The 13,681-nt window shown below is 52.7% G+C and carries 8 protein-coding genes; all 8 read left to right on the top strand.

The window, feature by feature from the left end:
- The first annotated feature begins 57 nt into the window (after positions 1-57).
- On the top strand, positions 58-5,016 hold the full coding sequence (gene yfhM / locus A31E_RS10220) for an alpha2-macroglobulin (RefSeq protein WP_016249074.1): 4,959 nt from the start codon (positions 58-60) through the stop codon (positions 5,014-5,016).
- Complete coding sequence (gene pbpC / locus A31E_RS10225) at positions 5,017-7,329, top strand: peptidoglycan glycosyltransferase PbpC (RefSeq protein WP_016249073.1); 2,313 nt, start codon at positions 5,017-5,019, stop codon at positions 7,327-7,329.
- A 148-nt stretch (positions 7,330-7,477) separates the two neighbouring features.
- Positions 7,478-7,909, top strand: coding sequence for a nucleoside-diphosphate kinase (ndk, locus tag A31E_RS10230; RefSeq protein WP_000963841.1), 432 nt, complete (start codon positions 7,478-7,480; stop codon positions 7,907-7,909).
- 149 nt (positions 7,910-8,058) lie between these two features.
- Entirely contained in the window at positions 8,059-9,213 is a 1,155-nt protein-coding gene (locus A31E_RS10235; protein ID WP_000003330.1) for a dual-specificity RNA methyltransferase RlmN, read from the top strand.
- Positions 9,214-9,497: 284 nt separating this feature from the next.
- Positions 9,498-10,508, top strand: a complete 1,011-nt coding sequence (rodZ, locus tag A31E_RS10240) for a cytoskeleton protein RodZ (RefSeq protein WP_001090818.1) — start codon at positions 9,498-9,500, stop codon at positions 10,506-10,508.
- A 26-nt stretch (positions 10,509-10,534) separates the two neighbouring features.
- Positions 10,535-11,653 (top strand): flavodoxin-dependent (E)-4-hydroxy-3-methylbut-2-enyl-diphosphate synthase, encoded by a 1,119-nt coding sequence (ispG, locus tag A31E_RS10245; RefSeq protein ID WP_016249072.1) that lies wholly within the window; start codon positions 10,535-10,537, stop codon positions 11,651-11,653.
- Positions 11,654-11,763: 110 nt separating this feature from the next.
- Entirely contained in the window at positions 11,764-13,038 is a 1,275-nt protein-coding gene (hisS, locus tag A31E_RS10250) for a histidine--tRNA ligase (RefSeq protein ID WP_001107164.1), read from the top strand.
- Positions 13,039-13,055: 17 nt separating this feature from the next.
- On the top strand, positions 13,056-13,676 hold the full coding sequence (gene yfgM, locus A31E_RS10255; RefSeq protein WP_016249071.1) for an ancillary SecYEG translocon subunit YfgM: 621 nt from the start codon (positions 13,056-13,058) through the stop codon (positions 13,674-13,676).
- The last annotated feature ends 5 nt before the right edge of the window (positions 13,677-13,681 follow it).

The raw sequence follows: 13,681 nt of genomic DNA, 5'->3' as shown, positions 1-13,681 counted from the left end.
TCTCACGCATAATAATTATTCGATGTTGCTAACGGGCCATTGTGGCAGGGATGAGAGATGAAAAAGTTACGCATAGCCGCCTGCATGTTAATGCTGGCGCTGGCAGGGTGCGACAACAACGATAACGCGCCAATAGAGGTGAAAAAAGACGCGTCCTCAGAAGTTGCTAAAGACACATCGTCGGGAAATACGAATTCTGCAAAAACCTCCGCGGTGGAGCGACAAAAACTGGCACAACAGAGTGCCGGTAAAGCACTGACATTGCTGGATCTCTCTGAAGTACAACTCGATGGCGCAGCCACGCTGGTGCTGACTTTCTCCATCCCCCTCGACCCGGATCAGGATTTCTCGCGTGTTATCCATGTCGTCGATAAAAAGAGCGGCAAAGTGGATGGTGCCTGGGAGCTATCAGATAATCTCAAAGAGCTACGCTTGCGCCACCTTGAACCTAAACGTGATTTGATCGTCACTATTGGCAAGGAGGTCAAAGCTCTCAATAACGCAACCTTCAGTAAAGATTACGAAAAAACGATTTCTACCCGCGATATCCAACCCAGCGTCGGTTTTGCCAGCCGTGGTTCGCTGCTGCCCGGGAAAGTCGTTGAAGGGCTGCCGGTAATGGCGCTCAACGTTAATAATGTCGATGTTAACTTCTTCCGTGTGAAGCCTGAATCTCTGCCTGCTTTCATTAGCCAGTGGGAATACCGCAATTCGCTGGCGAACTGGCAATCGGACAAACTATTGCAGATGGCTGATCTGGTCTACACCGGGCGTTTTGATCTCAATCCTGCGCGTAACACCCGTGAAAAATTATTGCTGCCGCTGGGCGATATCAAGCCGCTTCAACAGGCGGGCGTGTATCTGGCGGTGATGAATCAGGCCGGACGTTACGATTACAGTAATCCGGCTACGTTGTTTACGTTAAGTGATATTGGCGTATCGGCCCACCGTTATCACAATCGTCTGGATATCTTTACCCAAAGCCTGGAAAACGGCGCGGCTCAGCAAGGAATTGAAGTCTCGTTATTAAATGAGGAAGGGCAGACGCTGACTCAGGCGACCAGTGATGCACAGGGCCATGTGCAACTGGAAAATGACAAAAACGCGGCACTGCTGCTGGCGCGTAAAGACGGTCAGACAACGTTGCTTGATTTAAAACTTCCGGCGCTGGACTTAGCGGAATTTAACATTGCAGGCGCGCCAGGCTACAGCAAGCAGTTCTTTATGTTTGGCCCGCGCGATCTTTATCGCCCTGGCGAAACGGTAATTCTCAATGGGTTATTGCGGGATGCGGACGGTAAAATGTTACCGGATCAACCTGTCAAACTGGACGTGATTAAACCCGACGGGCAGGTTCTTAGGAGCGTCGTTAGTCAGCCGCAAAATGGCCTCTATCACTTTACCTGGCCACTCGATAGCAGTGCGCCAACAGGCATGTGGCATATCCGCGCTAACACGGGCGATAACCAGTATCGAATGTGGGATTTCCACGTCGAAGATTTCATGCCTGAGCGTATGGCGCTGAATCTGAGTGGCGAGAAAACGCCGTTAACGCCGAAAGATGAGGTGAAATTCTCTGTGGTGGGTTACTACCTGTACGGAGCGCCTGCTAACGGTAATACCTTGCAGGGGCAGCTTTTCCTGCGGCCACTGCGTGAAGCGGTTGCCGCATTACCCGGTTTCGAATTTGGTGATATTGCTGCCGAAAACCTTTCCCGATCATTGGATGAAGTCCAGTTGACGCTGGATGATAAAGGGCGCGGCGAAGTTTCTACAGAAAGTCAGTGGAAAGAAACACATTCTCCATTGCAGGTTATTTTCCAGGGGAGTTTACTGGAATCCGGCGGCCGCCCGGTGACGCGCCGTGTTGAACAGGCTATCTGGCCTGCGGATGCGTTGCCAGGGATCCGCCCGCAGTTCTCATCAAAATCGGTTTACGATTACCGCACTGACAGCACGGTAAAACAGCCCATTGTTGATGAAGACAGTAACGCTGCTTTTGATATCGTTTATAGCGATGCACAGGGCGTGAAAAAAGCCGTGTCGGGCTTGCAGGTGAGACTGATTCGTGAACGTCGTGATTACTACTGGAACTGGTCGGAAGATGAAGGCTGGCGGTCGCAGTTTGATCAAAAAGATCTGATCGAAAATGAGCAAACACTGGATCTGCAAGCGGGTGAAACCGGCAAAGTGAGTTTCCCGGTAGAGTGGGGCGCTTATCGTCTGGAAGTCAAAGCGCCGAATGAAGCGGTCAGTAGCGTGCGTTTTTGGGCCGGATATAGCTGGCAGGATAATAGCGACGGTAGCGGTGCGGTGCGACCAGACCGTGTCACGATGAAACTGGATAAAGCCAGTTATCGACCTGGCGATACGATCAAGTTGCATATTGCTGCGCCAACGGCGGGTAAAGGCTACGCGATGGTCGAGTCCAGTGAAGGGCCGCTGTGGTGGCAAGAGATTGATGTCCCGGCACAAGGGCTGGATTTGACGATTCCGGTCGATAAAACCTGGAATCGACATGACCTCTATTTAAGTACGCTGGTGGTTCGTCCGGGAGATAAATCTCGTTCCGCGACGCCAAAACGTGCGGTTGGCGTGTTGCATTTGCCGCTTGGCGATGAAAACCGTCGCCTCGATCTGGCGTTGGAAACACCAACAAAAATGCGCCCCAATCAGCCATTAACCGTGAAAATCAAAGCCAGCAATAAAAATGGTGAGATGCCAAAACAGGTGAATGTGCTGGTGTCGGCCGTTGATAGTGGTGTGCTGAATATCACTGATTACGTTACACCAGATCCGTGGCAGGCATTCTTTGGTCAGAAACGTTATGGTGCTGATATTTACGATATTTACGGTCAGGTTATTGAAGGTCAGGGACGTCTGGCAGCGCTGCGCTTTGGTGGCGATGGCGATGAGCTGAAACGCGGGGGTAAACCGCCCGTGAACCACGTCAATATTGTTGCGCAACAGGCACAGCCGGTAACGCTCAACGAACAGGGGGAAGGTACGGTTACGCTACCCATTGGCGATTTTAATGGTGAGCTACGAGTCATGGCGCAGGCCTGGACAGCGGATGACTTCGGCAGCAGCGAAAGTAAAGTGGTTGTTGCCGCACCGGTGATAGCGGAACTGAATATGCCACGCTTTATGGCCAGCGGCGATACCTCGCGTCTGACGCTGGATATCACTAATCTTACCGATAAACCGCAAAAACTGAACGTTGCTCTGACCGCCAGCGGTTTACTTGAACTGGTGAGTAACTCGCCCGCAGGCGTTGAATTAGCGCCAGGCGTGCGAACTACGCTGTTTATCCCGGTACGCGCACTGGCGGGCTATGGCGATGGCGAAATTCGGGCCACCATTAGCGGGTTAGTGTTACCGGGTGAAACCGTTGCCGATCAGCATAAGCAGTGGAAAATTGGCGTCCGTCCGGCATTCCCGGCACAAACGGTCAATTATGGTACGGCGTTGCAGCCTGGTGAAACATGGGCGATGCCAACTGATGGATTGCAAAACTTCTCGCCTGTTACGCTGGAAGGACAGTTGTTGTTGAGCGGCAAACCACCGCTGAACATTGCTCGTTATATTAAAGAGTTAAAAGCGTATCCTTACGGATGTCTGGAGCAAACCACCAGCGGCCTGTTCCCGTCACTTTATACCAACGCCGCCCAGCTACAGGCATTGGGTATCAAAGGCGACAGTGATGATAAACGCCGTGCGGCAGTCGATATTGGCATTTCGCGTTTGCTGCAAATGCAACGTGATAACGGCGGCTTTGCGCTGTGGGATAAAAACGGTGACGAAGAGTACTGGCTGACTGCTTACGTGATGGATTTTCTGGTTCGCGCAGGTGAGCAGGGTTACAGCGTGCCGACAGAAGTCATTAACCGGGGAAATGAGCGTCTGCTGCGCTATTTACAAGATCCGGGCATGATGTCGATTCCGTATGCGGATAACCTCAAAGCCAGCAAGTTTGCCATACAGTCTTATGCTGCGCTGGTACTGGCACGGCAGCAAAAAGCACCGCTGGGTGCACTGCGTGAAATCTGGGAGCGTCGTGCAGATGCTGCTTCGGGTTTGCCACTGTTGCAACTTGGCGTTGCGCTGAAAACGATGGGCGATGCGACGCGTGGTGAAGAAGCGATTGCACTGGCGCTGAAAACGCCGCGCAATGATGAGCGGAAATGGCTGGGCGATTACGGTAGCCCACTGCGCGACAACGCGTTGATGCTCTCCTTGCTGGAAGAGAACAAACTGTTGCCAGATGATCAGAACACCTTATTGAACACGCTTTCGCAGCAGGCGTTTGGTGAACGTTGGCTATCAACTCAGGAAAGTAACGCGTTGTTCCTGGCTGCCCGTGCGATTCAGGATTTACCGGGCAAATGGCAGGCGCAAACGTCTTTCTCTGCCGCACCGCTGACAGGCGAGAAAGCGCAAAACAGCAATCTGAATAGCGATCAACTTGCAACTTTGCAGGTAACCAACAGTGGCGACCAACCGCTATGGCTGCGTGTGGATGCCAGCGGTTATCCGCAGTCCGCACCGCTTCCAGCGAATAATGTTCTGCAAATTGAGCGCCATATATTAGGTACTGATGGTAAGAGCAAGTCTCTGGACTCGTTGCGTAGTGGCGATCTGGTGCTGGTCTGGTTGCAGGTAAAAGCCAGTAACAGCGTGCCGGATGCGCTGGTGGTTGATTTGTTGCCAGCGGGTCTGGAACTGGAAAACCAGAACCTGGCGAACGGCAGCGCCAGTCTGGAACAAAGTGGTAGCGAAGTGCAAAACTTGCTCAATCAAATGCAGCAAGCGAGCATTAAGCACATTGAGTTCCGTGACGATCGCTTTGTGGCCGCGGTTGCCGTTGATGAATATCAACCGGTAACGCTGGTATATCTGGCGCGGGCGGTAACGCCGGGAACGTATCAGATGCCGCAGCCGATGGTGGAATCGATGTATGTTCCCCAATGGCGGGCGACGGGTGCGACTGAAGATTTGCTGGTTGTCAGACCGTAAATGCCTCGTCTGTTAACAAAACGCGGCTGCTGGATAACGCTGGCAGCCGCGCCTTTTATCATCATTCTGGCGGCGTGGGGAGCAGATAAACTCTGGCCTCTGCCGCTACATGAAGTCAATCCCGCACGCGTGGTTGTGGCGCAGGACGGTACGCCACTGTGGCGCTTTGCTGATGCAGATGGTATCTGGCGTTATCCGGTAGCAATCGAAGATGTTTCTCCACGTTATATTGAAGCACTGATTAATTACGAAGATCGCTGGTTCTGGAAGCATCCGGGCGTAAACCCGTTCTCGGTGGCGCGCGCAGCCTGGCAGGATCTGACTTCTGGTCGGGTTATCTCTGGCGGTAGCACGCTCACCATGCAAGTGGCGCGTCTGCTTGATCCTCACCCCAAAACGTTTGGCGGCAAAATTCGTCAGCTCTGGCGCGCGTTTCAACTGGAGTGGCATCTGTCTAAACGTGAAATTCTGACTTTGTATCTTAATCGCGCCCCGTTTGGCGGTACGTTGCAGGGAGTTGGGGCAGCAAGCTGGGCTTATCTTGGGAAATCGCCTGCAAATTTAAGCTATTCCGAGGCAGCAATGCTGGCGGTATTACCGCAAGCACCCAGTCGGCTGCGCCCGGATCGCTGGCCGGAGCGTGCCGAGGCTGCGCGTAATAAAGTGCTCAAACGGATGGCAGTGCAAGGTGTATGGTCCCGTGAGCAGGTAAAAGAGTCAATCGAAGAACCTGTCTGGCTGGCACCCAGACAGATGCCAAAACTGGCACCGCTGTTTTCGCGGATGATGCTCGGTAAAAGTAAAAGCGACAAAATCGTTACTACACTGGATGCAGGCCTTCAGCGGCGTCTGGAAGAACTGGCGCTAAACTGGAAAGGACGATTGCCGCCGCGCAGTTCACTGGCGATGATCGTGGTTGATCATACTGATATGCGTGTTCGCGGCTGGGTAGGATCGGTTGATCTCAATGATGATTCACGCTTTGGTCATGTCGATATGGTTAATGCGATCCGATCGCCGGGATCGGTGCTTAAACCGTTTGTCTATGGTCTGGCGCTGGATGAGGGATTGATCCATCCGGCATCGTTGTTGCAGGACGTCCCCCGACGCACCGGCGATTATCGACCAGGTAACTTTGATAGCGGATTTCATGGCCCGATCAGCATGAGCGAGGCGCTGGTGCGCTCGCTGAACTTACCCGCCGTGCAGGTGCTGGAAGCCTATGGTCCGAAACGGTTTGCGGCAAAGCTGCGTAACATCGGGTTACCGCTGTTTCTGCCCAACGGTGCTGCGCCGAATCTGTCGCTCATTCTCGGTGGCGCAGGTGCAAAACTGGAAGATATGGCAGCAGCGTATACCGCTTTTGCTCGCCGCGGTAAGGCAGGTAAATTGCGCTTACAGCCTGACGACCCCCTGCTTGAACGCCCCTTAATGTCGCCGGGGGCTGCGTGGATCATCCGCCGGATCATGGCTGATGAAGCGCAACCCTTGCCGGATGGCGCTTTGCCGCGCGTCGTACCACTGGCATGGAAAACTGGCACCAGTTATGGCTATCGAGATGCATGGGCGATAGGTATAAATGCTCGCTATATCATCGGTATCTGGACCGGCAGGCCGGACGGTACGCCTGTTGTTGGTCAGTTTGGCTTTGCCAGCGCCGTACCGCTGTTGAATCAGGTCAATAATATCTTACTGTCGCGCAGTGCAAATCTGCCAGAAGACCCACGTCCGAACTCTGTAAGCCGTGGTGTTATCTGCTGGCCGGGCGGGCAGTCTTTGCCGGAAGGTGACAGTAACTGTCGGCGTCGCCTGGCAACCTGGTTACTGGATGGAAGCCAGCCGCCAACTCTGTTACTGCCGGAGCAGGAAGGGATTAATGGCATACGTTTCCCTATCTGGCTGGATGAAAATAGCAAACGAGTCGCCGCCGATTGTCCACAGGCGCGACAAGAAATGATAAATGTCTGGCCGCTACCGCTGGAACCCTGGCTGCCTGCTCCGGAACGCCGGGCTGTGCGTTTGCCTCCGGCATCGACAATGTGCCCGCCATACGGTCGCGATGCCCAACTCCCGTTGCAACTAACAGGAGTACGTGATGGCACCATTATTAAGCGATTACCTGGCACTGCTGATGCTTCTTTGCCTGTGCAAACCAGTGGTGGCGCAGGTGAACGCTGGTGGTTTCTTAATGGTGAGCCGTTAACTGAACGTGGGCGTAACGTTACGCTGCGTTTGAGTGAAAAAGGCGATTATCAATTACTGGTGATGGATGAAATGGGGCAAGTAGCGACGGTGAGATTTTCCATGCAGTAGTCTGTTTCACGACGGTTTGTTGCTTAAGCTCGGTTTATTTTAAAAAAATGTTACCTTCATCAATAGTCAACGGCCTTGTTGCTCATTATAATCCGCGCCATCTCGTACGCTGGTACAGACAACAACAGAACAATTTACAGAGGTAAAAATGGCTATTGAACGTACTTTTTCCATCATCAAACCGAACGCGGTAGCAAAAAACGTCATTGGTAGTATCTTTGCGCGCTTCGAAGCTGCAGGGTTCAAAATTGTCGGCACTAAAATGCTGCACCTGACCGTTGAACAGGCTCGTGGTTTTTATGCTGAACACGATGGAAAACCGTTCTTTGATGGTCTGGTTGAGTTCATGACCTCTGGCCCGATCGTGGTTTCTGTGCTGGAAGGCGAAAATGCGGTTCAGCGTCACCGCGATCTGCTCGGCGCAACCAACCCGGCAAATGCGCTGGCGGGTACTCTGCGTGCTGATTACGCTGACAGCCTGACTGAAAACGGCACCCACGGTTCTGATTCCGTAGAATCTGCCGCTCGCGAAATCGCTTATTTCTTCGGTGAAGGCGAAGTGTGTCCGCGCACGCGTTAATAATTTCGTAAATGCCGCGTGCAAACGTGGCATCCGTGCGCCAGAATTTGTACAATGCAGCGCCCCCGGACGAGCAGCCGCTCACCGGGGCGTTTCTTTTTTCAACCCTCCAGGGGCCATAACGTGTAATAACGAGGCCGGAATAGCATATGTCTGAACAATTAGTCACACCTGAAAACGTCACCACGAAAGATGGGAAAATCAACCTGCTGGATCTCAACCGTCAGCAGATGCGGGAGTTTTTTAAAGAGTTAGGTGAAAAACCCTTCCGCGCCGATCAGGTGATGAAGTGGATGTATCATTATTGCTGCGACAACTTTGATGAGATGACCGACATCAACAAAGTGTTGCGCGGCAAGCTGAAAGAGGTGGCGGAAATCCGCGCACCGGAAGTGGTTGAAGAACAGCGCTCATCTGACGGCACCATTAAATGGGCGATTGCCGTGGGCGATCAGCGCGTCGAAACGGTGTATATCCCGGAAGATGACCGAGCCACACTTTGTGTCTCTTCGCAGGTAGGGTGTGCGCTGGAGTGTAAATTCTGTTCCACTGCCCAGCAGGGCTTTAACCGTAACCTGCGGGTGTCGGAAATTATCGGCCAGGTGTGGCGGGCGGCGAAAATCGTCGGCGCAGCAAAAATCACCGGTCAGCGCCCAATCACTAACGTTGTTATGATGGGCATGGGCGAGCCGCTGCTTAACCTGAACAATGTGGTTCCGGCGATGGAAATCATGCTCGATGACTTTGGCTTTGGCCTGTCTAAACGCCGCGTGACGCTCTCTACTTCGGGCGTGGTTCCGGCGCTGGATAAACTGGGCGATATGATTGACGTTGCACTGGCAATCTCTCTGCATGCACCAAATGATGAAATTCGTGACGAAATTGTACCGATCAATAAAAAGTACAATATCGAAACTTTCCTTGCCGCGGTGCGCCGTTATCTGGAGAAATCCAACGCTAACCAGGGCCGTGTTACTATCGAGTACGTGATGCTCGACCACGTTAATGACGGTACTGAACACGCGCACCAACTGGCGGAGCTGCTGAAAGATACGCCGTGTAAGATCAACCTGATTCCGTGGAACCCGTTCCCGGGTGCGCCGTATGGTCGTAGCTCGAACAGCCGTATCGATCGCTTCTCAAAAGTGCTGATGAGCTACGGTTTCACCACCATTGTGCGTAAAACCCGTGGTGATGATATCGACGCCGCTTGTGGCCAGTTAGCGGGAGATGTCATCGACCGTACTAAACGTACTCTGCGTAAACGGATGCAGGGTGAAACCATCGACATTAAAACGGTCTGATAGCCATTACGCCACGGTTACTTTATGTACCGTGGCGTAATGTTTTATGAATGTCGCATTAAGTTGCAATTGTCTGATCAATATTAACGGTGCGTTTTTGCTGACTTTAAGGCAGTATGTAACGATGCAACAGTAAGTTAGCTTTGATTCACGTGGGCTTTGTCACGAGCACACAGACAGTCTTATACTGTATGATAAAGGTTAACCTTACAGATGTTTCGCGGTGTGGGTGGGCGTGATGGTTCACCGGCATCCCAATTCTCATTTAAACGTACCTGCAGCGAATGAATACTGAAGCCACGCACGACCAAAATGAAGCACTTACCACCGGCGCTCGCTTGCGTAATGCCCGTGAACAAATTGGACTTAGCCAGCAAGCCGTTGCCGAACGACTTTGTTTGAAGGTTTCCACGGTACGCGACATTGAAGAAGATAAGGCACCAGCCGATCTTGCTTCAACATTCTTGCGCGGGTATATCCGCTCTTATGCGCGTCTGGTCCATATTCCAGAAGAAGAACTGCTGCCAGGGCTGGAAAAGCAGGCACCTCTGCGGGCCGCAAAAGTTGCGCCGATGCAGAGTTTCTCCCTCGGGAAGCGACGTAAAAAACGCGATGGCTGGTTGATGACCTTTACCTGGCTGGTTCTGTTTGTAGTGATTGGCCTGAGTGGTGCCTGGTGGTGGCAGGATCACAAAGCCCAGCAGGAAGAGATCACCACGATGGCTGATCAATCTACCGCGGAATTGAATAATAACCAGAGCCAGAGTGTACCGTTAGATACGGCTACTGATCAGAACAGTACCACTACGTCGCCATCGGCGGCGGAGACCACCGTTACGAACACGCAAGCGCCAGCCGTGACGACGCCAGTTCCTGCTGTAGATCCACAGCAGAACGCGGTTGTTCCTCCTTCGCAGGCGAATGTTGATACTGCGGCCACTACTACACCGGCGGCTCCGGTTGCAACAACGACGCCAGATGCCGCAGCACCATTGCCAACCGATCAGGCTGCTGTAACAACGCCAGCGGCTGATCCTAATGCACTGGTCATGAACTTTACCGCCGATTGCTGGCTGGAAGTTACCGATGCTACCGGTAAAAAACTGTTCAGCGGGATGCAACGTAAAGGCGGTAATTTGAATTTAGCCGGTCAGGCACCGTATAAACTGAAAATTGGTGCGCCAGCCGCAGTGCAGATCCAGTATCAAGGGAAACCTGTCGATCTGAGTCGTTTTATCAGAACTAACCAGGTTGCGCGTCTGACCCTAAATGCCGAACAATCACCGGCGCAGTAACAGACGGGTAACGCGGGAGATTTTTCATGCATAACCAGGCTCCAATTCAACGTAGAAAATCAACACGTATTTACGTTGGGAATGTGCCGATTGGCGATGGTGCTCCCATCGCCGTACAGTCCATGACTAATACGCGCACGACGGATGTCGAAGCGACGGTCAATCAAATAAAGGCGCTGGAACGTGTCGGTGCCGATATCGTTCGCGTCTCTGTACCGACGATGGACGCTGCAGAAGCGTTCAAACTTATCAAGCAGCAGGTTAATGTGCCGCTGGTGGCCGACATCCACTTCGACTATCGCATTGCGCTGAAAGTGGCGGAATATGGCGTTGATTGCTTGCGCATTAACCCTGGTAATATCGGCAATGAAGAGCGTATTCGCATGGTGGTTGACTGCGCGCGCGATAAAAACATTCCGATTCGTATTGGCGTTAACGCCGGATCGTTGGAAAAAGATCTGCAAGAAAAATATGGCGAACCGACGCCGCAGGCGCTGCTGGAATCCGCTATGCGTCATGTTGATCATCTCGATCGCCTGAACTTTGATCAGTTCAAAGTCAGCGTGAAAGCGTCTGACGTCTTCCTGGCCGTGGAGTCTTACCGTCTGTTGGCAAAACAGATCGATCAGCCGTTGCATCTGGGTATTACCGAAGCCGGTGGCGCACGTAGCGGGGCAGTGAAATCCGCTATTGGTTTAGGTCTGCTGTTGTCGGAAGGCATTGGCGATACGCTGCGCGTATCACTGGCGGCAGATCCGGTTGAAGAGATCAAAGTCGGTTTTGATATTTTGAAATCGCTGCGGATCCGTTCGCGCGGGATCAACTTCATTGCCTGTCCGACCTGTTCTCGTCAGGAATTCGACGTTATTGGTACGGTCAACGCGCTGGAGCAGCGTCTGGAAGATATCATCACCCCGATGGACATTTCTATCATCGGCTGTGTGGTGAACGGTCCTGGCGAGGCGTTGGTTTCCACGCTTGGCGTCACGGGCGGCAACAAGAAAAGCGGCCTCTATGAAGATGGCGTGCGCAAAGACCGTCTGGACAACAACGACATGATCGACCAGTTGGAAGCACGCATTCGTGCAAAAGCCAGCCAACTGGACGAAGCGCGTCGAATTGACGTTCAGCAGGTTGAAAAATAATAACGTGATGGGAAGCGTCTCGCTTCCCGTGTATGATTGAACCCGCATGGCTCCCGAAATATTGAGGGAAGCGTTGAGGGTTCATTTTTATATTCAGAAAGAGAATAAACGTGGCAAAAAACATTCAAGCCATTCGCGGCATGAACGATTACCTGCCTGGCGAAACGGCCATCTGGCAGCGCATTGAAGGCACACTGAAAAACGTGCTCGGCAGCTACGGTTACAGTGAAATCCGCTTGCCGATTGTAGAGCAGACCCCGCTATTCAAACGTGCGATTGGTGAAGTCACCGACGTGGTTGAAAAAGAGATGTACACCTTTGAGGATCGCAATGGCGACAGCCTGACTTTGCGCCCTGAAGGGACGGCGGGCTGTGTACGCGCCGGCATCGAGCATGGTCTTCTGTACAATCAGGAACAGCGTCTGTGGTATATCGGACCAATGTTCCGTCACGAGCGTCCGCAAAAAGGGCGTTATCGTCAGTTCCATCAGTTGGGCTGCGAAGTCTTCGGTCTGCAAGGCCCGGATATCGACGCCGAACTGATTATGCTCACCGCCCGCTGGTGGCGCGCGCTGGGTATCTCTGAACACGTTACCCTCGAGCTGAACTCAATTGGTTCGCTGGAAGCGCGTGCCAATTACCGCGATGCGCTGGTTGCTTTCCTCGAACAGCATAAAGAAAAGCTGGACGAAGACTGCAAACGCCGCATGTATACCAACCCGCTGCGCGTGCTGGACTCCAAGAATCCGGAAGTGCAGGCGCTACTTAACGATGCTCCGGCGTTGGGCGATTATCTGGACGAAGAGTCTCGCGAGCACTTTGCTGGTCTTTGCAAACTGCTGGAGAGCGCAGGTATCGCCTACACCGTAAATCAGCGTCTGGTTCGTGGTCTGGATTACTACAACCGTACCGTTTTCGAGTGGGTGACTAACAGTCTTGGTTCTCAGGGCACAGTGTGCGCAGGCGGTCGTTATGACGGTCTGGTGGAACAACTGGGCGGACGCGCAACACCGGCAGTGGGTTTTGCAATGGGCCTCGAACGTCTTGTGTTGTTAGTTCAGGCAGTTAATCCGGAATTTAAAGCCGATCCTGTTGTCGATATATACCTGGTGGCCTCAGGTGCTGATACTCAATCTGCGGCTATGGCATTAGCTGAGCGTCTGCGTGATGAATTACCTGGCGTGAAATTGATGACCAACCACGGCGGCGGCAACTTTAAGAAACAGTTTGCCCGTGCTGATAAATGGGGCGCATGTGTTGCTGTGGTGCTGGGTGAGTCCGAAGTGGCCAACGGCACGGCAGTAGTGAAGGATTTGCGCTCTGGTGAGCAAACGGCAGTTGCGCAGGATAGCGTAGCCGCGCATTTGCGCACGTTACTGGGTTAAGGAAGGAGAAGGACAGCGTGGAAATTTACGAGAACGAAAACGACCAGGTTGAAGCAGTTAAACGCTTTTTTGCTGAAAATGGCAAAGCACTGGCTGTTGGGGTGATTTTAGGTGTTGGCGCACTGATTGGCTGGCGCTACTGGAACAGCCATCAGGTTGAGTCCTCACGATCCACTTCTCTTGCTTATCAAAATGCGGTTACCGCAGTGAGCGAAGGCAAACCGGACAGCATCCCGGCGGCGGAAAAATTCGCTGCTGAAAATAAAAATACTTATGGCGCGCTGGCTTCTTTGGAACTTGCGCAGCAATTTGTTGACAAAAATGAACTAGAGAAAGCTGCCGCCCAATTACAACAAGGGTTGGCGGACACGAGCGATGAAAATCTCAAAGCCGTGATAAATCTGCGTCTTGCCCGAGTTCAGGTGCAGCTCAAGCAGGCTGATGCCGCGCTGAAAACCCTCGATACCATTAAAGGTGAAGGTTGGGCTGCTATTGTTGCTGACCTGCGTGGTGAAGCATTGCTGAGCAAAGGTGATAAGCAAGGTGCGCGTAGTGCGTGGGAAACAGGCGTGAAAAGCGATGTTACCCCGGCACTGAGTGAAATGATGCAGATGAAAATTAATAATTTGTCCATCTGAGAGGG

This window comes from Escherichia sp. KTE159 (assembly GCF_000408805.1).
Lineage (GTDB): Bacteria > Pseudomonadota > Gammaproteobacteria > Enterobacterales > Enterobacteriaceae > Escherichia > Escherichia marmotae.
Note: the sequence above shows the minus strand (reverse complement) of the source record. Positions and strands in the feature narration are given on the sequence as shown.

Coding starts and splice junctions, on each gene's coding strand:
- ndk (WP_000963841.1), top strand. CDS start 7,478: ATGGCTATTGAACGTACTTTTTCCATCATCAAACCGAACGCGGTAGCA.
- ispG (WP_016249072.1), top strand. CDS start 10,535: ATGCATAACCAGGCTCCAATTCAACGTAGAAAATCAACACGTATTTAC.
- pbpC (WP_016249073.1), top strand. CDS start 5,017: ATGCCTCGTCTGTTAACAAAACGCGGCTGCTGGATAACGCTGGCAGCC.
- rodZ (WP_001090818.1), top strand. CDS start 9,498: ATGAATACTGAAGCCACGCACGACCAAAATGAAGCACTTACCACCGGC.
- yfhM (WP_016249074.1), top strand. CDS start 58: ATGAAAAAGTTACGCATAGCCGCCTGCATGTTAATGCTGGCGCTGGCA.
- A31E_RS10235 (WP_000003330.1), top strand. CDS start 8,059: ATGTCTGAACAATTAGTCACACCTGAAAACGTCACCACGAAAGATGGG.